Source organism: Serratia sp. CY83965, from assembly GCF_052166375.1.
Classification (GTDB): domain Bacteria; phylum Pseudomonadota; class Gammaproteobacteria; order Enterobacterales; family Enterobacteriaceae; genus Serratia; species Serratia marcescens.
The window spans coordinates 235601-257704 of the sequence record NZ_JBJNOV010000009.1 but is presented as its reverse complement, the minus strand read 5'-3'; the positions used below and the strand labels follow the sequence as shown (position 1 = coordinate 257704).

Below are 22104 nucleotides of genomic sequence, written 5' to 3'. Positions count from 1 at the left end.
AGTGTCACACACCCCTAACTCTCTCAGCGGCCCGGCGCTTGCGGGCGAATGGCCGCTGGTCGCGGCGCAACCCGGCATCTGGGTCGCCGATCAAATCTCCCCGCATCGCAATGCCTACGCGGTGGCCCACGCCATCGAACTCAACGGCCCCATTGCCGTGGAGCCTCTGCTGCAGGCCATCATCCAGGGCCTGGGCGAGGTGGACATGCTGCGCCTGCGTTTTGCGGAACGCGACGGCGTGCCGGTGCAATGGCTGGACGACGCGCTGGCGGTGTATGAGCCGGAACTTGTCGATCTGACGACGTCGTCGGATCCTGAAGCCGCCGCGCGCGCGCTGATGGACATCGATCTGGCGAGCGATCTGCGCGCCGGCAGCGGCGCGCCGCTGTATCGCCATGTGGTGATGCGTTTGGCGGATGACCGTTGGTTCTGGTATCAGCGCTATCACCATCTGCTGGTGGACGGTTTCAGCTTCACCGCCATCGCTCGCCGCGTGGCGGCGATTTATACCCACCTTTGCCGCGGCGATGCGCTGGAACCGACGCCTTTCACGGCATTCAGCGACGTGGTGGCGGAATACCAGGCTTACCGGGAAGCGCCGGCCTGGCAACGCGACGCCGATTTCTGGCGCGAGAAAGCGCAGCAACTGCCGCCGCCGGCCACGCTCTGCCCGCAGCCGCTGGCCGGGCAAACGCCCACGCCGCGCATCCATCGATTGGAACAGCGCTGCGATCCGCAGGCCTTCGCCGAACTGGTGCAGTGCGGCGCGCAGCAGAAGCTGAACGCCGCCGATATGGCGGTGGCGCTGGTGGCACTGTGGGTGTCGCGTCTGAGCGGCCAACCGAGCTTCAGCGCCGGTTTTATCTTCATGCGCCGCACCGGATCGGCCGCCCTGTGCGCGGCCGGCCCGGTGATCAACGTGCTGCCGATGGAGATGCACCTCGAGCCGCAGGCCACGCTGTATGAGGCCGCCGCCCGCATCAGCCGCGAGCTGAAAACGGTGCGCCGCCATCAGCGCTACGACGCCGAACAGGTGCAACGCGATCTGGGGCGCATCGGCGACGGCGAACCGCTGTACGGCACGGTCTTCAACTTCAAAATGTTCGATTACCAGCTGGATTTCGCCGGTATCGAAGGCATTACCCACGATCTGGCCTCCGGGCCGGTGCGCGATCTGGAGATTGCGCTGTTTATCGACGAACACCATCAGCTGAAGGTGGAGCTGCTGGCCAACGCCGAGCGTTACAGCCGTCAGGAACTGCTGGCGCATCTGCAGCGGTTGCCGCTGCTGCTGGCGCAGTTCGCCGCGCAGGCAACGTTGCCGATCGGCGAAGCTGACATGCTGACCGCCGACGATCATGCTCTGCTGGCGCGGGTCAACGACACGGCGCATCCGGTGCCGGCGGCCACGCTGAGCCAACTGCTGGCGCAGCAGGCGCAAATTACGCCGAACGCGCCGGCGCTGGCGGATGCGCATTTCAGCTTCACCTACCGCGAAACGCGCGAGCAGGTCACGGCGCTGGCACGCCAGCTGGTGGCGCAGGGCGTGCAGCCGGGCGACATCGTGGCGGTGGCGCTGCCGCGTTCGGTGTTCCTGTCGCTGGCGTTGATGGCGATCGTGGAAGCGGGCGTCGCCTACCTGCCGCTGGATACCGGTTATCCGGACGAGCGGCTGGCGATGATGCTGGAAGACGCCGCGCCCCGGCTGGTCATCACCAACCCGGCACAGCAGGCGCGCTTCGCCGACAAGGGCGAAATCTTGCTGTATGACGCGCCGCTGGCGGCCGATCATGCCGCCGGGGTGGCGATCGCGGGCCCGACGCCGGATCATGCGGCCTATATCATCTTTACCTCCGGTTCCACCGGGCGCCCGAAAGGCGTGCTGGTCGGCCATCAGGCGATCGTCAACCGCTTGCTGTGGATGCAGCACCAGTATCCGCTGGGGGCGGACGACGCGGTGCTGCAGAAAACGCCATGCAGTTTCGACGTCTCGGTGTGGGAATTCTTCTGGCCGCTGATGGTCGGCGCCCGGCTGGTGATGGCGCCGCCGGAGGCGCACCGCGATCCGCAGCAACTGCAACAGCTGATCGCGCAACACCGCATTACCACGATGCACTTCGTGCCTTCGATGCTGGCGGCTTTCGTGGCCGCACTGGACGACGACGCGGCGGTGGCGAACTGCGCCGCGCTGCGCCAGGTGTTCTGCAGCGGCGAAGCGCTGCCGGCGGAGCTGTGCCGCCTGTGGCAAAGCCGCACGGCAGTGCCGTTGCATAACCTCTACGGCCCGACCGAGGCGGCGGTGGATGTGACCTGGCATCCGGCCTACGGCGACGCGCTGGCGAAGGTGACCGGCGCCAACGTGCCGATCGGCCTGCCGGTATGGAACACCGGACTGCGCATTCTGGACGCGCGCCTGCGGCCGGTGCCGCCGGGCGTGGCGGGCGATCTGTATCTGACCGGCGTGCAGCTGGCGCACGGCTACCTTGGCCGGCCTGATCTGACCGCCAGCCGCTTTGTCGCCGACCCGTTCGGCGAGGGCGGACGGATGTATCGCACCGGCGACGTGGCGCGCTGGCTGCCGGACGGCGCGGTGGAATATTTGGGCCGCAGCGATGATCAACTGAAGATCCGCGGGCAGCGTATCGAGCTGAGTGAAATCGACCACGCCTTGCTGTCGCTGCCGGGTGTGCGCCAGGCGGTGACGCATGCGCTGGTGTTGCAGGGCACGCCGGTGGACGCCGGCGGCGATGCGCGCCAGCTGGTGGGCTATCTGGTGATGCAGCCCGGCGCGAGCTGGGATGCGGAAGTTTTGCGCGCGGCGCTGGCCGACCGCCTGCCGCCGCACATGGTGCCGGTGGCGTTGGTGGAAATGAGTGATTTGCCGCTGAGCGCCAACGGCAAGCTGGATCGCAAGGCTTTGCCGCAGCCGCAGGGCGGTGAGCGCAAGGCGGGGCGGCCGCCGCAGGCCGGGTTGGAAAGCGAGATCGCTGCGGTATTCGCCCGTTTGCTGCAGCGCGAGCAGGTGTTCGCCGACGACGATTTCTTCGCGCTTGGCGGCCATTCGCTGCTGGCGATGCGCCTAGCGGCGGAGTTGCGCCGCGATCTGGGCAAGGCGGTGTCCGTCGGCCAGGTGATGGTGGCGTCGCGCGTTGAGCAACTGGCTGCCTTGCTGGCGGAAGATCGCACGCAGGAAGAGGCCGATCGCAGCGGCTTCGACAGCGTATTGCCGCTGCGCGTCACCGAGGGGCCGACACTGTTCTGTCTGCACCCGGCGTCCGGTTTCTCCTGGCAGTTCAGCGTATTGCCACGCTATCTCGATCAGCACTGGTCGCTGGTCGGCATCCAGTCGCCGCGGCCGGACGGCCCGCTGGCGCTGAGCGAAGATATGGATCAGGTGGTGGATGCCCACTTGCAGACGGTGTTGCAGGTGCAACCGCACGGGCCGTATCACTTCATCGGCTACTCGCTGGGCGGCACGCTGGCGCAGGGCATTGCCGCCCGGCTGCAGGCGCGCGGCGAGCAGGTGGCGTTCCTCGGCCTGCTGGATACCTATCCGCCGGAGACCCAAAACTGGGACGTGATGCTGGACGACAACGTGTTGAAGGAAGTGCAGCGTGAGCGCGAGCAGTTCCTGGCGGTGTCGCAGGACACGCTCGATCCGGCGCTGGGTGAGGCGCGCACGGCGATGTTCGACAACATTGAAGCCAACTACGCCGATTCGGTGCGGTTGCTGTCGCACACGCGGACCGCCCGTTTCCACGGCCAGGCGACGCTGTTCGTCGCCAAGCGCACGCTACAGGACGGGATGGACGTGCAGCAAACCTGGTCGCAGTACGTCGATGCGCTGCAGGCGCACGAGCTGGACTGCGCACACGTCGATATCGTTTCGCCGGCGTCGTTCAAAGTGCTGGGGCCGCTGCTGAACCGGATCTTGCGCACGCTGTAATTACGCCCTCATCCCGCCGCCAGGCACGGGGATTGTCCCGCGTTTGGCGGCGTTTCTTGCGGTCGCTCACAATTGAATATCAATGAGTTTTATTATCATTATTGATTTCGTCATCTGTGCTAGCATAGCGCTCCGCAACTGCAGAATCCCCGTTTAAAGATGTGGTGAACAACCGATGAGTAGCAAACCCTCCATCCTGCTTGATTTCAGCCTGCTGAAAACCAACCGGGCTTTCCGCGCGGTGTTCTGCGCGCGCTTTATCTCCATTGTGGCGCTGGGGTTGATGGCGATCGCCATCCCGGTGCAGATCCAGGCGCTGACCGGTTCCACCCTGCAGGTCGGGCTGGCGGTGACGCTGGCCGGCGGCGGCATGTTCGCCGGGCTACTGATGGGGGGCGTATTGGCCGATCGCTATGAGCGGCGCCGACTGATTCTGTTTGCGCGCTCCACCTGCGGCGTCGGCTTCGTCGGCCTGTGCCTCAACGCCCTGTTGCCGTCGCCTTCGCTGGCGGCCATTTATCTGCTGGCGGTATGGGACGGCTTCTTCGGCGCGGTGGGGGTGACGGCGCTGCTGGCGGCCACGCCGGCGCTGGTGGGCCGCGAAAACATCGTGCAGGCGGGCGCCATCAGCATGCTGACGGTGCGCTTCGGCTCGATTCTTTCCCCGGCGATTGGCGGCCTGGTGATCGCTCATATGGGCATCGCCTGGAACTACGGCCTGGCGGCGTTCGGCACCCTGCTGACGCTGTTGCCGCTGCTGAGCCTGCCGCAGCTGATGCCGCCGCCGCAGCCGCGGGAACATCCGCTGCGCGCGCTGGCGGGCGGTTTCGCCTTCCTGTTCCAGAACAAGGTGATAGGTATGGTGGCGCTGATCGGCGCGTTGCTGACCATGGCCAGCGCGGTGCGCGTGCTGTACCCGGCGATGGCGGAAAGCTGGCGCATCGACGCAGCCCACCTCGGTTATATGTACGCCGCCGTGCCGCTCGGCGCGGCCATCGGTGCGTTCACCAGCGGGCGCGTGGCGCACGTGGCGCGCCCCGGTTGGGTAATGCTGCTGACGGCGATCGCGGCTTTCGCCTCTATTGGCCTGTTCGGTCTGATGCCGTGGTACAGCCTGGCGTTGCTGTGCCTGGTGGCGTTCGGCTACCTGAGCGCGCTGAACTCGCTGCTGCAATACGGCCTGATCCAGAGCCTGACGCCGGATAACTTCCTTGGCCGCATCAACGGCCTGTGGACGGCGCAAAACGTGGTGGGCGATGCGCTGGGCGCGTTGCTACTGGGGGCGATGGGCGCCTTCATGCTGCCGGCGATGAGCGCCAGCGGTTTCGGCTTCGGCGCGGCGCTGCTCGGCATCCTGTTGCTGTTCGCCATGACCGGTTTGCGCCAGGTCACGTTGCACAAACCGGAGCCGCATAACGAGGCGCAACCAGCCAGCGAAAAGTAACGTCATGCGCTAATGCGACGCTGTGGGATCAAATAGCAATGCTTATCATCGGCATGCGTAAAACCCACAGCGTTTATGTCATGATTTCGAAATGAAAGAAGTGCTTACGTTTATTGACATAGCAAATATCGGCGAGTAATTTAGCGCGGAATTAACTCAAATGATAATCATTATTATATTGGTTATCACTTCAAATTATTGAGGGCGAAGCGATGGATACTGCCGTGAACGACATCAATCGAAAGGAAATGCAGGAGCGCGAAGAACACCGGTTCGCCGCTGATTTTTCTCCGGCGTCGGGCTTCTTCTTTACCTCCCCTTTCCGCAGCTTGACCACCACCGGTTGTTTCAGCCGCATTCGCCTGCCGGCCGCGGACGGCGCCGATCTGAACGGCGAGTTCCAGCGCAGCGTACGGCAGGCGTTTGCCGAGGCCCGCCAGGCCGGCATCAAAAAACCGCTGCTGTGCGGCGCCATTCCGTTCGATACCCGGCAGCCTTCGGCGCTGTTTATTCCCCAGCAGAGCCGCTGGTTCGATCGCGCCGCCTTTATGGCCGGCGTTAGGCCGGCGGCGGATGGGCCGGAGCTGGCCGGCGTAACGGAACTGCCGCCGCAGCAGCCGTTCATGAACATGGTCAGCGACGCCGTCGACGCGATGAAGGCCGGTGAGTTGGACAAAGTGGTCTTGTCGCGCCTGCTGGAGATCGAAACGCGCCAGCCGGTGGATCGCCATGCGCTGATGGCGCGCGTGATCGCCCAGAACCCGCACGGTTTCCATTTCCATGTGCCGCTGGAGCAGGGCGCGCTGTTGGGCGCCAGCCCCGAGTTGCTGCTGCGCCAGGACGGCGGCCGTTTCTATTCCAACCCGCTGGCCGGTTCCGCCCGGCGCGAGGCCGACCCAGAGCGCGATCGCGAAGTGGGAGAGCGGTTGATGGCCTCGGCGAAAGATCGCTACGAGCATCGCATCGTTACCGAAAGCATGCGTGACGTGCTGGCCGGCCGCTGCCGCTACCTGAACGTGCCGCACACCCCTGAACTGTTGACCACCACGACGCTGTGGCATCTCTCCACGCCGATCGACGGCGAGGCGGCGTCTCCTGACGAAAATGCCCTGTCGCTGGCCTGTCTGCTGCACCCGACGCCGGCGCTGTGCGGCATGCCGACGGCCGAGGCGCACGCCTTGATCGGCAAGCTGGAGCCGTTCGATCGCGGCCTGTTCGGCGGCATCGTCGGCTGGTGCGACGACGAAGGCAACGGCGAGTGGGTAGTGACTATCCGCTGCGGCACCGTTAACGGCAACCGGGTGCGGCTGTTCGCCGGCGCCGGCATCGTGGAAGACTCTTCACCCGAATCTGAATGGCATGAAACAGGCACCAAACTCAGCACTATTCTGCGTGCCTTTGGTATAAATCAAGGATAACGACAAGATGAGCATTGCCTTTACCCCCTGGCCGGCGGAGTTCGCCAGCCGCTATCGCGAGCGCGGCTACTGGATAGACAAGCCGCTGACCGAGATCCTCGACCGCCAGGCCGACAACGACGCCCCGGCGATTATCGATGCCCAGGGCAGCCTGACCTACCGTGAGCTGCAGCAGCGCGCCGATCGTCTGGCGGCCGCTCTGCTGCGCCGCGGCGTAAAATCCGGCGATACCGCGCTGGTGCAACTGGGCAACGTGGCGGAGTTCTATATCGTGTTCTTTGCGCTGCTGAAAATTGGCGTGGCGCCGGTCAACGCGCTGTTCAGCCATCAGCGCAGCGAACTGAACGCCTATGCCGAGCAGATCAAACCGGCGTTGCTGATCGCCGATCGCCAGCACGGGCTGTTTGCCGACGATCAATTCCTGAACGCCTTCCGCGCTGCGCATCCTTCGCTGCGCGTCGTGGCGCTGCGCAGCCAGCCTGAGGGCGAGCTGGCGCTGGCCGCCTGGCTGGACGAAGCGAGCGACGGTTTTGTCGCGCAGCCTTCCGCGGCCGACCAGGTGGCGTTCTTCCAGCTTTCCGGCGGCAGCACCGGTACGCCGAAGCTTATCCCGCGCACCCACAATGACTACTACTACAGCATTCGCCGCAGCGTGGAGATCTGCCGTTTCGACGCGCAGACCCGCTATCTGTGCGCGCTGCCGGTGGCGCACAACTACCCGATGAGTTCGCCGGGCGTGCTGGGCGTGTTTTATGGCGCCGGGCGGGTGGTGTTCGCCGCCGATCCGGACGCCGGACAGTGCTTTCGCCTGATCGAACAGCATCAAATCAACGTGACGGCGCTGGTGCCGCCGGCGGTCACGCTGTGGCTGCAGGCGATCGAAGAGTGGGGCGGCAATACCCAGCTCGCCAGCCTGAAACTGCTGCAGGTGGGCGGCGCCAAGCTGGGCGAAACGCTGGCGGCGCGCATTCAGAACGAAATTGGCTGCCAACTGCAGCAGGTGTTCGGCATGGCGGAAGGGCTGGTGAACTACACCCGTCTGGACGACGACGAACGCCACATCCTGACGACGCAAGGGCGGCCGATGTCGCCGGACGACGAGGTGTGGGTGGCGGATGACGACGGCAATCCGTTGCCGGCGGGCGAGGTTGGGCGGTTGATGACGCGCGGGCCTTACACCTTCCGCGGTTACTACCAGAGCCCGGCGCACAACGCTGACGCCTTCGACGCCAACGGTTTCTATTGCTCCGGCGATCTGATCAGCATCAGCGAAGACGGTTACATCACCGTGCAGGGGCGGCAAAAAGACCAGATCAACCGCGGCGGAGAGAAGATCGCCGCCGAGGAGATCGAGAACCTGCTGCTGCGTCATCCGGACGTGATCAACGCCGCGCTGGTGTCGATGCCGGATGCGCTGATGGGGGAGAAGAGCTGTGCCTATATCATCGCCAACGCGCCGCTGAAGCCGGTGGTGCTGCGCCGTCACCTGCGTGAGCAGGGCGTGGCGGACTTCAAGCTGCCGGATCGCTTTATTCAGGTGGACAGCCTGCCGCTGACCCCGGTCGGCAAAGTGGACAAAAAACGGCTGCGCCAGCAGCTCGACGCGCAACTACAGACTCAGGCTCAGGGAGATTAATCGATGGCCATTCCAAAACTTAATGACTACGCGCTGCCGACGGCGGACGAACTGCCGCAAAATAAGGTCACCTGGCAGGTGGAGCCGCAGCGCGCCGCGCTGTTGATCCACGATATGCAGCAGTATTTCCTCAACTTCTGGGGTGAGGACAGCGCGCTGATTAAACAGGTGGTGGAGAACATCGCCAACCTGCGCCGCTACTGCAAGCAGCAGGGCATCCCGGTGTTTTATACCGCACAGCCGAACCAGCAGAGCGATGAAGATCGCGCGCTGTTGAACGACATGTGGGGGCCGGGCCTGAACAAACACCCTGAGCAACAGGCGGTGACTGCCGCGCTGGCGCCGGACGAAGACGACTCGGTGCTGGTGAAATGGCGCTACAGCGCCTTCCATCGCTCGCCGCTGCAGGAGATCCTGCAGGAGTCCGGCCGCGATCAACTGATCATCTGCGGCGTGTATGCGCACATCGGCTGCCTGACCACCGCCATCGACGCCTTCATGCGCAACATCCAGCCGTTCATGGTGGCCGACGGCCTGGCGGACTTCTCGCGCGACGAACACCTGATGGCACTGCGCTACACCGCCGGCCGTTGCGGCCGGGTGGTGACCACCGGGTCTCTGCTGCCGGCGGCCGGTATCGCCAGCATCGATGCGCTGCGTCAGCAGATCCTGCCGCTGCTGGACGAAGACAGCGAAGACATGGGCAACGATGAAAACCTGATCGATTACGGGCTGGATTCGGTGCGCATCATGGAACTGGCGACCCGTTGGCGCAAGATCCGCAGCGACATCGACTTTATCGCGCTGGCGCGCAACCCGACCATCGACAGCTGGTGGGCGCTGCTTTCCGAAGAGAAAGCCTGATTTTAATCACGAGCAGAGGGCGGCCGTTCGGCCGCCCTGTTGGCTCTATAAGGAGATTTTGATGAATACTTTGATCACCAAGGGAAAACGTGCGGCATTTCCGCTGATGCTGCTGTCTACGTTGCTGTTCTCCAACACCTTGCTGGCGCAGACCGCGCCGGAAGTGCTGCGCAAGCCGGTCGGCAAGGGCGCCTATGAAATGGCCTACAGCCCGAGCGAGAACGCGCTCTACCTGGCCACCTCGCAGAGCCGCAAGCTGGACAAGGGCGGCATCGTCTACCGTTTGGATCCGGCCACGCTGGACGTGACCCAGATTATCCATAACGACATCAAGCCGTTTGGCGCAGCCGTCAACGCCAAGACCGGTACGCTGTTCTTCGGCAACACCGTCAATAACTCGGTGACTGCCATCGACGCCAAGACCGGCGACGTGAAAGGCCGCTTGGTGCTGGACGCGCGCCAGCGCTCCGAGACCGTCAAGCCGCTGGCGCCGCGCGAGCTGGTGGCGGATGCCGACAGCGATACCCTGTACATTACCGGGCTGGGTGAATCCAGCGTGGTGTGGGTGGTGGACGGCAAGGATCTGACCCTGCGCGCCACCGTGACCGACACCGGCAAATACGGCACCGGCCTGGCGCTTGACGCCGCCGCCAAGCGCCTGTACGTCACCAACGCCGACGGCGAGCTGGTGACCATCGATACCCAGAGCAACAAGGTGCTGTCGCGCAAGAAGCTGGATGAGGCTAAAGAGCACTTCTTCCTGAACCTCAGCCTGGATACCGCCACTCACCGCGCCTTCATCACCGATTCCAAGCAGCCGCAGGTGCTGGTGGTGGATACCCGCAACGGCAACATCCTGAGCAAGATCGACGTGCCGGAATCGCTGGCGGTGCTGTTCAACCCGGCGCGCAATGAAGTTTACGTGACCCACCGCCAGGCGGGCGAAGTGAGCGTGATCGACGCCAAGAACTACAAGGTGCTGAACACCATCAAGACGCCGACCCACCCGAATAGCCTGGCGCTGTCGCCGGACGGCCAGACGCTGTATGTCAGCGTCAAGCAGGCTTCCAGCCGCGAGAAAGAAGCGACCGCGCCGGACGACGTGATCCGCGTAGCGCTGAAATAATCCCTCGCTGGTTAAGCGCATACCGAACAGGCGAAGCGGCGACGCTCCGCCTGTTTTTTTTCGCCGTGCGATCTGCGGTATAAAGAGGGGATTGCATTATTGACCCGAAGGAACGTTGGATATGCCCGTCTCACGCTCTCCGCTGTTGTTGTCCATTATCACCTTGCTGCTGCTGACCGCGCTGATCCACAGCGGCATCAGCCCTTACGATCGCACCACCTGGCTGATGGAGGTGGCGCCGGTATTGATCGTTTTGCCGCTGCTGTGGCTGACCCATCGCCGTTACCCGCTGACGCCGCTGCTCTACACGCTGATTTTCTTCCACGCGCTGATCCTGATTTTCGGCGGCATGTACAGCTACGCCCGCGTGCCGCTGGGGTTTGAGGTGCAGCAGTGGCTGGATCTTGGCCGCAACCCGTACGACAAACTGGGGCATTTCTTCCAGGGGCTGGTGCCGGCGCTGGCGGCGCGCGAGATCCTGCTACGCGGCGGTTATGTGCAGGGCCGCAAAATGCTGGGCTTCGTGGTGTGCTGTATCGCGCTGGCGATCAGCGCGGTGTATGAGCTTATCGAGTGGTGGGCGGCGCTGGCGCTGGGCCAGGGCGCCGATGAGTTTCTCGGCACCCAGGGCGACCCGTGGGACACGCAGTCCGACATGTTCTGCGCCTTGCTCGGCGCGATAGCCGGCCAATGGCTGTTTGGTGGCTGGCAGGATCGGCAACTGCGGCGTTTAAAGGCGTAAGCCCGGTGGCGGTTGAGCCTGGTGAAAATGGATATTTCTCGTGCCGCCCGGTATTTGCCGGGCGGCATTTTTAATGTCCACATGATAAAAATCGACAATCATCAGTTAAATATTTTTCACCCTGTGAGACAGCACAATGTTATTTCATAATTTATGTTTATTTAGCTTTTTATGCGTTTTTCTAGGAATTTTCTTAACTCATGCCGTGTGCTACTATTCTCATGTTTAACAAGGGCTAATTATTATTAATTAGTTTTTTGAGCGGGGAATAATGAGATACATAATTAATAATAAGATTAAATATCATGAAGATAGATCAGAGTTGGTGGATCTCAACGCTGAGCTGCCGCCTCAACCGCTCACCGCCACGTTGAACCGCCTGCTGTCCGCGTTGGTCAGAAACAATAACCTTGTGATCTCTCGCGATACCCTGCTGACGCAGGTATGGGAAGCGCACGGCCAGGTGGCCTCCGGCAATAACCTCAATAACACCATTTCCATCCTGCGCAAGATGTTCGCCGCCATGGGCGAGGACGACATTATCGTCACGTTGCCGCGCCAGGGATTCATGTTTACCGCCGCTTCGTTGAAGACGACGGACAGCCTGGCGGAGAGTTTGCCGGAGATGCCGATCCTGGCGGCTGCAGAAAACCCCTTGCCGACCAGGCCGCTGCGAGTGCAACGATTTAAGCGCTTCGGGTTGGCCGCGTTGCTGCTGCTGGCGGCGGGAAGCGGGATTTTGGCCTGGCAGGAGACGGGGTATCCCTCGGCCAGTTTGATGACGGTGGGGAAGATCGGGAGCTGCAATGTGCAATTTGTCACTTCCTATCACAATGTCGGCCCTGGCGAGATCGACCTGAACCACCTGAAGAACATGTTGCAAGAGAAGAAAACGGCAACCTGCGGCGAGCCGGCGACGTTGCTTTATTATGACAGCCAGGTCCTGGTGCCAAATGCCAGCGGGCGGGTCAGAGCGTCTTATTTCTATTATTGTCCGCAGGAGGCCATGACCTCGGGTAAGGTACAATGTGAGAACTACTATGAAATCAGGGGTCTATAGCTCAGTATGCCGCCACGGCTATGCGATTGCCGCGGCGGTGGCCGTGCTGGTTTGCGGCGTTTCTGCTTATTTTTTATTTTTTAAACCACAAATTCCGGAATGTACGGCGGTTGAACGTTTCGTCAACCAATATGAAGGAAAAATGCTGGAGAGAGCGCTGCTGATAAGCGTGGTCCCTGATGGGGTGCGGCATGCCACCATACTGTTTAACGGCAGTGTGTTTTACGATGGCAAGCGTTACATCATTGAACGATCCATGGGGGTCGATTACCGAAAATGGGGGGGGAACTACGAATTTCAGGTGCGGGAAAATATCCGAAAACCGCAGGACACGCTACAAGATGAGGCGCTGAACCGCAGTTTACCCATCGAAGGGCAGACGATTCACCTGCGTATTGAACGCATGGATGCACGCCATTATCTGTTTGTGGATAACCATGCGCCGTATTATGTCTGCGTGACGTCATCATAAGAGCAGCCTGCGCCCCCGGTACGACCGAGGGGCAAGGTGGATTCATAGCCCAGGTGCTATTTTAAAATGAATTGAGATATCGTTATTTTTTTATGTAATTGTTAATGCACGGGCTATTGCTCGCCCGCGGGCAATAGGTTAACCACTGTTCGTCCTTCTCGGCATCCTCATTGCGAATGTTGTCATAGTAATAGACATCCGCCCGGTATTGGCAGTCGAAGCCGGCTTGCCGTATCTCTCGCTTAATGTTTGCCAGCTCGCCGCTGCCTAACCGCATGGTGTAAATTTGGCAATTTTGCTCATTGCCCAACGGATAAACGCTGATGCGCGTGCTGTTTTGGTAAAGCACAATCGCGGCAAACGGCACTAAACAAGCGGCCATGATCATAATTAAGCGCTGTACCGAGCGGCGAAAGTTCGGCGTTCTTGCCGGCGGCGGCGTTGACGCTATTTCGGTTTCGCTATAATCATTATTATTAATCTCATTGGTTTTTATATCCATCTGTTGAATGCTTGCGGCATTAAATTTAAACCCCTGGCGGGGGTAGGTCACAATAATATCTTCTACGCCGAACTGCGCCAATGACTTACGCAGGCCGGAAACGTAATTATTCAGGTTGTTATTGGAGGCTTTGAGCCCATGCTCAACCCAGACATCATTAAGCAACCTCTCTCGCAGCAGCAGCTTATCATTATTTCGAATAAACAACGAAAGCAATCTGCCGGTCGGTTTAAGTAAAACTATTTTATTGCTGGCATTATCAATATGCGACAGCGTGCCCTCATCCTCATTAAAGAGGATGTCTTCATTTATGATAAAAATCATTTCATTTACCCGTCAACTTTCCTGTCGAGGGATTATTCTGAGACCTGATGCGGCTTTTTTCAATCCTTCACGCTGTGTGTAAATAGGATTTTTCTCTCTATCCGTATAATTGACATGAAATGTTTATCTGCTTACAAGTTTTCTTAAATAAATATTGATAATTAAATTCTATTTTTTAGTGTTAAAATCTATTTAATTATTATTTTGTCGATAATAATCCTGTGTTTTTGTATTTTTGCGACATAACATTTCAAAATGAGATCGGAGGGTGTAAATTTGTTCCCACTGATACGGAGCGCAAAAACGCTATGTATTAGCCACGAATACAACGCTCAGGAATAAAACTGCGGCATTGCATGCGTGACTTACGGATTTAATTTACTCCACTACTTACTAAGGAATGTAAGGGATTTATATGAAACTGAATAAAATTATGCTGGCCGCCGTTATGGCATTTGGTGTTTCTTCTCTGGCGCACGCTGCTGACCAAGGCCACGGTAAAGTGACCTTCAGCGGTTCTATCATTGACGCTCCTTGCTCAATCGCGCCTGAATCTCTGGATCAGACCGTTGAACTGGGTGCAATCTCTAACGTGGCGCTGAAAAACGGCGGTAAATCCACCCCGCGCAACTTCCAGATCAAGCTGGAAAACTGTGAGCTGACCGCCAAGGATCCAGGCAAAAACAACACCGTAGCGCTGACCTTCTCCGGTTCCGCTTCTGAAGCCGACAGCAAACTGCTGGGCATCACCGGTACCGCTAAAGGCGCCGGCATCGCCATCACCGACGGCGCAGGTACCAACATCGAGCTGGGCAAACCTTCTAAAGCGCGTGAGCTGCAAAACGGTGCCAACACCCTGAGCTTCGCCGCTTATCTGCAGGGCAGCTCGGCTTCCACCGCCGTGATCGTCCCGGGTGAGTTCCAGTCCGTAGCCGACTTTACCCTGGCTTACCAGTAAGTCGTTACCTGACGAAATACGTGTGATTATCGGGCATGCGGGGCACCCCGCATGCCATTTTCAAGGCAGCATGATTTCACCAGGGAATGGCAATGAGTGAACAAATAAAAGAAATAGGGGCTTTTTGCCTATTGCTGGCGCCATTTTTTATTTCCCAGCAGGCGTTCTCTGCCGTGCAAGGTGAAGGGCGCGTCAATATGCAAGGGGCTATTATTGACACTGCCTGTGCAATAGCAACGGAAAGCCGAGAGCAAATTATCGATATGGATATTATGCCTGTCTCAGATATTGCGCGCGACGGCAGAGGTCGGTCGGTACCATTTAGTATTGAATTGGTTAATTGCGTGCTCGAACGCGCCGATAAAAACTTACCGGACTGGAAACAATTCCAGATTACATTTGATGGCCATGTTGATGGCGAAATGTTTGGCGTTAGCGGTAATGCCTCCGGTATTGCACTGAAAATAACCGATGCCGACGGAAATATTGCCACACCTGGGAAATCTCTTCCGTCGATAAATATATTGCCGGGGAATTACCGTCTGAATTACGCCATGACGTTAATCAGTAACCAGCGGCCATTGAAGGCCGGGGACTATTTCTCATCAGTGCGCTTCAAAATGGATTATTACTGAGCCGGCTGATGAGTCAGGGAAATCAATAAATTAAAAGGTCTTGGAAATGATGTTTTTACCTGCCGGGAAACCGTTTCGTTTGCATATTCTCAGCGCCTGCGTGGCGCTGGTGCTGGGCAGCTTGGCGAGCAAAGCCGGCGCGGTGGAAGACATCCAGTTCAATACCGACGTGCTGGACGTGAACGACCGCAAAAACATCGATCTGAGCCAGTTCTCGCGTGGCGGTTACATCATGCCAGGTCAGTACGGCATGGCGGTACATATCAATAAAGCCACGTTGCCGGAACAGCCGGTGGCGTTTTATGCACCGGACGACGATGCCAATGGCAGCCGTGCCTGCTTATCGCCGGAGCTGGTGGCGCAGCTGGGTATCAGGGCTGAGGCGCTGAAAAAGTTAACCTGGTGGCGCGAAGGTGCCTGTCTGGACGAGGCCAGTCTGCCGGGTATGGAAGTGCGTGGGGATTTAGCCACCTCGGCGCTGTATCTGAGCATCCCCCAGGCTTATCTGGACTATGTCTCTGAGGATTGGGATCCGCCGGCCCGCTGGGACGAGGGCATACCGGGATTGCTGTTTGATTACAACGTCAATATGCAGACCCAGCATCAATTGCAGACAGGTTCACGGGGTTACAGCGCCAGCGGTAACGGCGTGGCGGGCGCCAACCTGGGTGCCTGGCGGCTGCGCGCCGACTGGCAAGGGAACCTGAACCACCAGACCGGCTCAGGGCAGTCAACCGATAAGCAACTGGACTGGAGTCGTTACTACGCCTACCGGGCGATCCCGGCGCTGAGATCCAAGCTGACGCTGGGCGAGGACTACCTGGATTCCGGGTTGTTCGACAGCTTTCGCTTCGGCGGCGTAAGCCTGCGCTCCGACGACAACATGTTGCCGCCGAACCTGCGCGGTTACGCGCCGGAAGTCAGCGGAGTGGCGAAGAGCAACGCCAAGGTGACTGTCAGCCAGCAGGGGCGGGTGCTGTATGAGACCACCGTCGCCGCCGGGCCGTTTCGTATCCAGGATCTAAACGATGCGGTTACAGGCGATCTGGACGTGCGGGTGGAAGAGCAGGACGGCAGTGTGCAGGAATTCAAAATGAGCACCGCCAGCATCCCGTATCTGACGCGCCCCGGCTCGCTGCGCTACAAGCTGGCGGCGGGCAAGCCGTCGGATATGGATCACCGCTACCGGGGGCCGATGTTCGGCACCGGCGAGTTCTCCTGGGGGGTGAGCAACGGCTGGTCGCTGTTCGGCGGTGGGCTGCTGGGCGGCGATTACAACGCGGCGGCACTGGGTATCGGCCGCGATTTGATGCTGCTGGGGGCGCTGTCGTTCGACGTCACCCAGTCGCGCGCCAAACTGCCGTACAACGGCGAGACGCTGAGCGGTGGCTCGTACCGCCTCAGCTACTCGAAAAGCTTCGACGAGCTGGACAGCCAGGTGACCTTTGCCGGCTACCGCTTCTCCGAGCAGAACTTTATGAGCATGAGCGAGTATCTGGACGCGCGCCAGTTCGGGCAACGGTTCGGCAACAGCAAGGAGATGTACACCATCACCTACAACCAGCAGCTGCGCGATATCGGGTTGAGCGCGTATCTCAACGTTAGCCACCAGACTTACTGGGATCGGCCGGCCAACGATCGCTACAGCCTGACGATGTCGCGCTATTTCGACCTGGGCCGGTTTAAAAACCTGAGTCTGTCGCTGTCGGCTTACCGCAACCGCTACAACGAGACCAACGACGACGGCATGTATCTGTCGCTGTCGGTGCCGTGGGGCAACGGCGCCACGCTGAGCTACAACGCAACGGTGAACCGTGACGACAGCACCCACCGGGTGGGGTATTACGACCGCATCGACGATCGCAGCAACTACCAGATCAGCGCCGGCGGCTCGCGCAGCGGTGCCAACCTGAGCGGCTACTACAACCGCGATGGCGATCTGGCGCGGATGAGCGCCAACGCCAGCTACCAACAGGACCGGTACAGCGCCATCGGCGGTTCGTTGCAGGGCGGGATGACGCTGACCGCCGAAGGCGGCGCGCTGCACCGTACCGGTATGGCTGGCGGGACCCGACTGTTGTTAGATACCGAAGGGGTGGCCGGGGTACCGGTACGCGGATACGGCAGCACGATGGCGACCAACCGCTGGGGTAAGGCGGTGGTGACGGACGTCAACAGCTACTACCGCAACAAGGCCAGCATCGATCTGGACAAGCTGGACGATAACGCCGAGGCCACTACCTCGGTGGTGCAGGCGACGCTGACCGAAGGCGCCATCGGTTACCGCAAGTTTGCGGTGATCGCCGGGGAGAAGGCGATGGCCGTGATTAAGCTGGCGGACGGCAGTGAACCGCCGTTCGGCGCGACAGTGTTGAATGCCCGTAAACAGGAGACCGGTATCGTCAACGACGGCGGCAGCGTCTACCTGAGCGGCATCAACGCAGGGGAGCGGATGACGGTGCGCTGGAACGGCACCGAACAGTGCGAAGTGCACATGCCGACACCGCTGCCGGCCGAGATGCTGACAGCCAATTTACTGCTGCCGTGCCGGGCGTTAAGCGCCGGTGCGGGCGGCGACGAACACTGAATTAAGGAGTTTTTTATGATGAGCAAACGTAACGCCATCGGCCTGCTGGCCACCACGTCGTTGCTGGCCGGCGCGCTGTCGCCAACCGCGCAGGCGGCTATTGCGCTGGATCGCACCCGGGTGATTTTCGACGGCGGCGTGCAGTCGGTGAGCCTGAGCGTCAGCAACCAGAACAAACAGCTGCCATATCTGGCGCAGGGCTGGCTGGAAGACGCGCAGGGCAACAAGATCCAGAGTCCGCTGACGGTATTGCCACCGGTGCAGCGCATCGAGCCGGGTAAGCCGAGCCAGGTGAAGATCCAGGCACTGCCGGCGGCGAAGATGCTGCCGCAGGACCGCGAGACGCTTTACTACTTCAACCTGCGCGAGATCCCGCCGAAGAGCAACAAACCGAACTCGCTGCAAATCGCGCTGCAAACGCGAATCAAGCTGTTCTACCGCCCGGCGGCGATCGCGCCGGAGCGCAACGCGGCGCCGTGGCAGGAGCAGCTCACCCTCAGTAAACAGGGCGACAAGTATGTGGTGAACAACCCGACGCCGTTTTACGTCACGCTGATTGACGCCGCCAGCCGCAAAGGCATTGAAGGCGCCAAGGGGTTCGAACCGTTAATGATCGAGCCGAAGGGCAGCGCGCCGCTGGCGGTGAGTGCCGGGAGTTTGGGTAACAGCCCGGTGTTGACCTATATCAACGACTACGGCGGCCGCCCGCAGTTGAGCTTCAATTGTGCGGGTACGGTCTGCAAAGTGGTGCCGGAGAAGAAAGCGTCTTGATGTTACGGCGGGCGTTTGCGGCGCGGATGGGCAAAACGTCCTCATTATCGTATCGCCCGACGTGATGGGGAACATCATGGGCAGTACACAACAGGGAATGGGCAAAAAGGTGAACCGCTTATTTAACACAACATGCATGCTTTTTTTGACCGGCGCATTCTGCCTGTTTGCGGCTGGAGTGACGCAAGCCGCCACCATGGTATCGGTCAAAGTGACCGTGCTGGCGCCGCTGCCTTGCGTGATCAACGGTAATCAGCCGATCGAGGTGAATTTCGGTGATGAGGTGATGACGACGCGCGTCGATGGCGAAAATTATCGCACGCTCGTCGACTATTCGGTGACCTGCGACAAACCGGAAAAGAACGGCATGCGGCTGTTGATTGCCGGCACCGGAGCGGGATTCGATGGCAAGCTGCTCCAGACCAATGTCGGCAGCCTGGGCATTGCGTTTTTAAACAACGATGCACGTATCGAATTGAACAGTTGGCAGAATTTCACCTTTCCCGTCTTGCCGAAGCTGGAGGCGGTGCCCGTGAAACAGGCGAACGCGACGCTACCGACGGGCGAGTTTACGGCCTCCGCCACGTTGCGTGTCGATTATCAATGAACCGGGAGGCGAACATGAAACAGGGCGTTGCCGTGATGCTGTTGTGTGCAAGTAGTCTGTTCGGCCATTCCGTTCAGGCTGCCGAAGAGGTCGCCATGCACCTGAAAGGGACGTTGCGTGCGCCGCCGCCCTGCCGCATCAACGATGGCGGCGTGATCGAAGTGGCGTTTGGCCAGCGCGTCGGTATCAACAAAGTCGATGGTGTCAACTACCGGCAAGCGGTGAATTACCGCATCCAATGTGATTTGCCCGGTGCCCTGCCGTGGGAGCTGACATTGACCTTTAAGGGCAACGCTGCGTCCTTTGATAACGCCGCGTTGCAAACAGATAACGGTAACCTCGGTATCCGCTTGTACCGGGATGACAAACCGTTCGCCCCGAACAGCAGTATCAAAATCGATCCTGCGAATCCGCCGCGTTTGGAAGCGGTGCCGGTTGCCAAAGCGGGTGTGCCATTGAAAGAAGGCGCGTTCGCCGCCACGGCGACGCTGCAGGCGAATTACCTTTGAGCCACGGGCCGGAAGAAAGAAGAGGAAAAGCGCATGGAGAGGATAAGTAAAACGGCGATGTGGCGAGGCGTTATCGGCGTGGGGTTACTGATCGGCGCGAGTGGGTGTTGGGCCGCCGCTGACAATATGCATTTCAGCGGCGCATTGGTCGCCGAGCCTTGCACGCTGCGGCCGGGTGATGAGGATATCCGCCTGGATTTCGGTACGGTGATCGATAAGTACCTGTATACCTATGGCCGTACTCCCGGTAAGGCGTTCAGTCTGGTGCTGCAGGACTGTGACATCAGCCTGGGCAACACGGTGAAGGTGACCTTCACCGGTGCCGAAAGCGGTGCGCTGCCAGGGTTGCTAAAACCGGATGGCGCCAGTATGGCGACCGGGATCGCTTTGGGGCTGGAGACGGCGACGGGTGAGCCGTTGGCGATGAATAAACCGAGCGAGAGCTATTCGATCGCCAAGGGGAACAACAGCCTGCAGCTGCAGGTTTATGTGCAAGGGGAACCGCAGGCGCTAGCGCAGAAGAGCATTGGCCTGGGAACGTTTTCCGCCGTGGCGACTTTCGGCCTGGAATATGAGTAAGCATGTTTAGCGTGACGGCAAACGGCCCTAAGCCCCCATTTTATCAGGAGAGAACTATGACAGGGAAACAGACGGTGCGTGACTGGGCATACCTGCGCGGTGAACTGGGCTATTACGCCTCGCTGGGCGGCCTGGCGCTGATGGCGCCGCTCAGCCTGGCGGCCATGATGTGGCTGCTGCCGGCGGCGCAGGCGGTAGATAACTGGGAAGTGGATGGCGCTAACGGTGTGCTTTATGTCAGGGGGGCATTGACCGAAAGCGCCTGCCGGCTGGAGATGGACAGCGTGCGGCAGGAAATTTGGCTGGGTGAGGTAGCGACCGGGTCATTGACACAAACCGGCGATCGCGGCGCGGCGGTGCGCTTTGCGCTGCGGTTGCGCGATTGCCTGCGCAGCCCGGCGGCGAGCCGGGATGAACGCACCGGTGCGCTGAGCTGGGCGGCGGATCAGCCGGCGGTGCGGGTGAGCTTCCGTGCACCGGCCGATGCGGATAACCCGCAGTTGGTGAAAGCGCAGGGCGTGAGCGGGATGGGGCTGCGCCTGCTGGATGCCCAGGGCGAAGACATTCGTTTGGGCAGCCGCGGCAAGCCGCTGTGGCTGACGCCGGGCAGCAATGTGTTGAACTACAACGTGATGGCTGAACGTACCGGCGCGCCTTTGCGGGCGGGGAGTTTTGGGGCAACAGTGGATTTTAGCCTCAATTACGATTAAAAGCGGATAATTGGTGGGCCAAATTTAATTTTCAAGTAGCTTATTATGCGTCGATTTTTCTGACATATTCGCTATGAAGAATGGGGCTTCGCGGATGATCTACATCGATCTCTTTATTCATTTTGTTTTGCTCTTTTTTTTTTTGACCGGTAAGGGGGATGGGTGTCAATTATAAAGCATATTATTGGTATCGTTGCCGGATTAATTGTCTCATATGGCTACGCCAGCCCTTATCCTATTGTGAGCTCTATTTCCAGCACTATTGTGGATAATGGCGCCTCAAGATATATGAAGTATGAGTACACAGAGTCAGTCATCGAGATCGGTAGTGCGGGGGATGTTGTTGTACCTGATAAATGGTTCGTAGGTATTGCGCATAAACACTATGAGTCTAAGTCAAGCAATCCTATTGCAAGAATTGAAGGGTTTGGCAATGTGTCAGGTAATGGTGTGCGAACAATCAGTGATCTTGCTATGGAAGTTTATAGAGGGAAGCAAAATAATGCCATTCTTCACAGCGGTTATCTGGGGGGCGATATTCCTGAATGTTTGGGGTATGTGGCTGCCGCGAGTCGTGTTTTAACACCCTGGAGCGGTACTCTCTATCCTGCGGGCATGTGCCTGATAGTGCCTCCTCCCCAGCAATGGTGCAACATTATAACACCAAAAGTGGAAATTGATCATGGCACTCTTTCTATTAAAGAAGCTGAGAGCTCCATAGCGGAAGGAAAGGTTTCAATTCAATGCAGCACGGGAACAAAAGTAAGGGTGCGATTCATTAATGATGAGCCTTATATCAATCTCTCACCTGCAGGGCTTGCGTATATAAGCGTTAATGGTCATGCGATTGGTGGCGTGTTTAATCTGTTGGCTGGTGCTAACGTGCTTAATTTAACAAGTAAATTATTTGGCTTGAATAATGCCGGAAGTTATTTTGGCAGCGCCATTATGGTGATAGAACCCGCCTGAGAATCATTTGGGTAAGGTGCTCTACACGACTACAAACTGACATGTGCACAAGACGTAAATGGATGTCAGATTATTTACCTTTTGAAATGAACGAGTTTATTGCTCCGGTCCACCAATATCTTGACTTGGAAAGGGTGGCTGCGATGTAAAAATGTAATCGATTGTTATTACAGGTTAATCATCCAGTGGCGTGAAGGTAAAGGCTGTATGGATGTTGATTTCTATAAGCTGATTTTCTGATTTTT

General features: G+C 59.3%; 19 protein-coding genes. 18 read left to right on the top strand and 1 reads right to left on the bottom strand.

Going from position 1 to position 22104, the window contains the following annotated elements; translation table 11 throughout:
- The first annotated feature begins 1 nt into the window (after window position 1).
- From ACJ8PL_RS17810 to ACJ8PL_RS17770, 9 genes are all read left to right on the top strand, one after another.
- Window positions 2-3946, top strand: a complete 3945-nt coding sequence (locus tag ACJ8PL_RS17810; protein ID WP_442531310.1) for an enterobactin synthase subunit F — start codon at window positions 2-4, stop codon at window positions 3944-3946.
- Between the two features lie 175 nt (window positions 3947-4121).
- Entirely contained in the window at window positions 4122-5390 is a 1269-nt protein-coding gene (gene entS / locus ACJ8PL_RS17805; protein WP_016929402.1) for an enterobactin transporter EntS, read from the top strand.
- 212 nt (window positions 5391-5602) lie between these two features.
- Window positions 5603-6808, top strand: coding sequence for an isochorismate synthase (locus tag ACJ8PL_RS17800; RefSeq protein WP_110146520.1), 1206 nt, complete (start codon window positions 5603-5605; stop codon window positions 6806-6808).
- Window positions 6809-6815: 7 nt separating this feature from the next.
- Window positions 6816-8444 carry a (2,3-dihydroxybenzoyl)adenylate synthase gene (locus ACJ8PL_RS17795; protein WP_016929400.1) on the top strand — a complete coding sequence of 543 codons (1629 nt, stop codon included), beginning with the start codon at window positions 6816-6818 and terminating at the stop codon, window positions 8442-8444.
- A 3-nt stretch (window positions 8445-8447) separates the two neighbouring features.
- Entirely contained in the window at window positions 8448-9308 is an 861-nt protein-coding gene (locus tag ACJ8PL_RS17790) for an isochorismatase family protein (RefSeq protein ID WP_442531309.1), read from the top strand.
- 106 nt (window positions 9309-9414) lie between these two features.
- Window positions 9415-10434 carry a 7-bladed beta-propeller protein YncE gene (gene yncE, locus ACJ8PL_RS17785; RefSeq protein ID WP_391564977.1) on the top strand — a complete coding sequence of 340 codons (1020 nt, stop codon included), beginning with the start codon at window positions 9415-9417 and terminating at the stop codon, window positions 10432-10434.
- 121 nt (window positions 10435-10555) lie between these two features.
- Entirely contained in the window at window positions 10556-11176 is a 621-nt protein-coding gene (locus ACJ8PL_RS17780) for a DUF2238 domain-containing protein (RefSeq protein WP_097102944.1), read from the top strand.
- A gap of 325 nt (window positions 11177-11501) precedes the next feature.
- A complete protein-coding gene (locus tag ACJ8PL_RS17775; protein WP_228988497.1) occupies window positions 11502-12236 on the top strand; it encodes a winged helix-turn-helix domain-containing protein in 735 nt (244 codons plus the stop codon).
- On the top strand, window positions 12217-12708 hold the full coding sequence (locus tag ACJ8PL_RS17770; RefSeq protein WP_442531308.1) for a hypothetical protein: 492 nt from the start codon (window positions 12217-12219) through the stop codon (window positions 12706-12708). Before ACJ8PL_RS17775 ends, ACJ8PL_RS17770 begins: the two co-directional genes overlap by 20 nt.
- Before the next feature lie 82 nt (window positions 12709-12790).
- On the opposite strand, the gene ACJ8PL_RS17765 is transcribed toward ACJ8PL_RS17770, so the two are convergent.
- Entirely contained in the window at window positions 12791-13534 is a 744-nt protein-coding gene (locus ACJ8PL_RS17765) for a winged helix-turn-helix domain-containing protein (RefSeq protein WP_079449976.1), read from the bottom strand.
- 415 nt (window positions 13535-13949) lie between these two features.
- Here ACJ8PL_RS17765 and ACJ8PL_RS17760 point away from each other — a divergent pair, with 415 nt between their 5' ends.
- The 9 genes from ACJ8PL_RS17760 to ACJ8PL_RS17720 all read left to right on the top strand — a co-directional run bounded on the left by ACJ8PL_RS17760 (window position 13950) and on the right by ACJ8PL_RS17720 (window position 21859).
- Entirely contained in the window at window positions 13950-14492 is a 543-nt protein-coding gene (locus ACJ8PL_RS17760) for a fimbrial protein (protein WP_079449977.1), read from the top strand.
- Window positions 14493-14584: 92 nt separating this feature from the next.
- Window positions 14585-15127, top strand: coding sequence for a fimbrial protein (locus ACJ8PL_RS17755; RefSeq protein WP_016929392.1), 543 nt, complete (start codon window positions 14585-14587; stop codon window positions 15125-15127).
- A 46-nt stretch (window positions 15128-15173) separates the two neighbouring features.
- The gene (locus tag ACJ8PL_RS17750; RefSeq protein WP_097102942.1) at window positions 15174-17714 is read left to right on the top strand and encodes an outer membrane usher protein; all 2541 of its coding nucleotides are present in this window, start codon (window positions 15174-15176) and stop codon (window positions 17712-17714) included.
- An 18-nt stretch (window positions 17715-17732) separates the two neighbouring features.
- Window positions 17733-18485, top strand: coding sequence for a fimbria/pilus periplasmic chaperone (locus ACJ8PL_RS17745; RefSeq protein ID WP_033634298.1), 753 nt, complete (start codon window positions 17733-17735; stop codon window positions 18483-18485).
- A gap of 76 nt (window positions 18486-18561) precedes the next feature.
- Window positions 18562-19092: a fimbrial protein gene (locus ACJ8PL_RS17740; protein WP_442531307.1), complete on the top strand. Its 531-nt coding sequence runs from the start codon at window positions 18562-18564 to the stop codon at window positions 19090-19092.
- Between the two features lie 14 nt (window positions 19093-19106).
- Complete coding sequence (locus ACJ8PL_RS17735; RefSeq protein ID WP_016929388.1) at window positions 19107-19601, top strand: fimbrial protein; 495 nt, start codon at window positions 19107-19109, stop codon at window positions 19599-19601.
- 33 nt (window positions 19602-19634) lie between these two features.
- The gene (locus ACJ8PL_RS17730) at window positions 19635-20180 is read left to right on the top strand and encodes a fimbrial protein (RefSeq protein WP_406948089.1); all 546 of its coding nucleotides are present in this window, start codon (window positions 19635-19637) and stop codon (window positions 20178-20180) included.
- 56 nt (window positions 20181-20236) lie between these two features.
- Window positions 20237-20890, top strand: a complete 654-nt coding sequence (locus ACJ8PL_RS17725; protein ID WP_110146524.1) for a fimbrial protein — start codon at window positions 20237-20239, stop codon at window positions 20888-20890.
- A gap of 162 nt (window positions 20891-21052) precedes the next feature.
- Window positions 21053-21859, top strand: a complete 807-nt coding sequence (locus ACJ8PL_RS17720; RefSeq protein ID WP_152514000.1) for a hypothetical protein — start codon at window positions 21053-21055, stop codon at window positions 21857-21859.
- The last annotated feature ends 245 nt before the right edge of the window (window positions 21860-22104 follow it).

Coding starts and splice junctions, on each gene's coding strand:
- ACJ8PL_RS17795 (WP_016929400.1), top strand. CDS start 6,816: ATGAGCATTGCCTTTACCCCCTGGCCGGCGGAGTTCGCCAGCCGCTAT.
- ACJ8PL_RS17760 (WP_079449977.1), top strand. CDS start 13,950: ATGAAACTGAATAAAATTATGCTGGCCGCCGTTATGGCATTTGGTGTT.
- ACJ8PL_RS17800 (WP_110146520.1), top strand. CDS start 5,603: ATGGATACTGCCGTGAACGACATCAATCGAAAGGAAATGCAGGAGCGC.
- ACJ8PL_RS17725 (WP_110146524.1), top strand. CDS start 20,237: ATGACAGGGAAACAGACGGTGCGTGACTGGGCATACCTGCGCGGTGAA.
- yncE (WP_391564977.1), top strand. CDS start 9,415: ATGCTGCTGTCTACGTTGCTGTTCTCCAACACCTTGCTGGCGCAGACC.
- ACJ8PL_RS17780 (WP_097102944.1), top strand. CDS start 10,556: ATGCCCGTCTCACGCTCTCCGCTGTTGTTGTCCATTATCACCTTGCTG.
- ACJ8PL_RS17750 (WP_097102942.1), top strand. CDS start 15,174: ATGATGTTTTTACCTGCCGGGAAACCGTTTCGTTTGCATATTCTCAGC.
- ACJ8PL_RS17790 (WP_442531309.1), top strand. CDS start 8,448: ATGGCCATTCCAAAACTTAATGACTACGCGCTGCCGACGGCGGACGAA.
- ACJ8PL_RS17740 (WP_442531307.1), top strand. CDS start 18,562: ATGGGCAGTACACAACAGGGAATGGGCAAAAAGGTGAACCGCTTATTT.
- ACJ8PL_RS17770 (WP_442531308.1), top strand. CDS start 12,217: ATGAAATCAGGGGTCTATAGCTCAGTATGCCGCCACGGCTATGCGATT.
- ACJ8PL_RS17735 (WP_016929388.1), top strand. CDS start 19,107: ATGAAACAGGGCGTTGCCGTGATGCTGTTGTGTGCAAGTAGTCTGTTC.
- ACJ8PL_RS17730 (WP_406948089.1), top strand. CDS start 19,635: ATGGAGAGGATAAGTAAAACGGCGATGTGGCGAGGCGTTATCGGCGTG.
- ACJ8PL_RS17755 (WP_016929392.1), top strand. CDS start 14,585: ATGAGTGAACAAATAAAAGAAATAGGGGCTTTTTGCCTATTGCTGGCG.
- ACJ8PL_RS17765 (WP_079449976.1), bottom strand. CDS start 13,534: ATGATTTTTATCATAAATGAAGACATCCTCTTTAATGAGGATGAGGGC.
- entS (WP_016929402.1), top strand. CDS start 4,122: ATGAGTAGCAAACCCTCCATCCTGCTTGATTTCAGCCTGCTGAAAACC.
- ACJ8PL_RS17745 (WP_033634298.1), top strand. CDS start 17,733: ATGAGCAAACGTAACGCCATCGGCCTGCTGGCCACCACGTCGTTGCTG.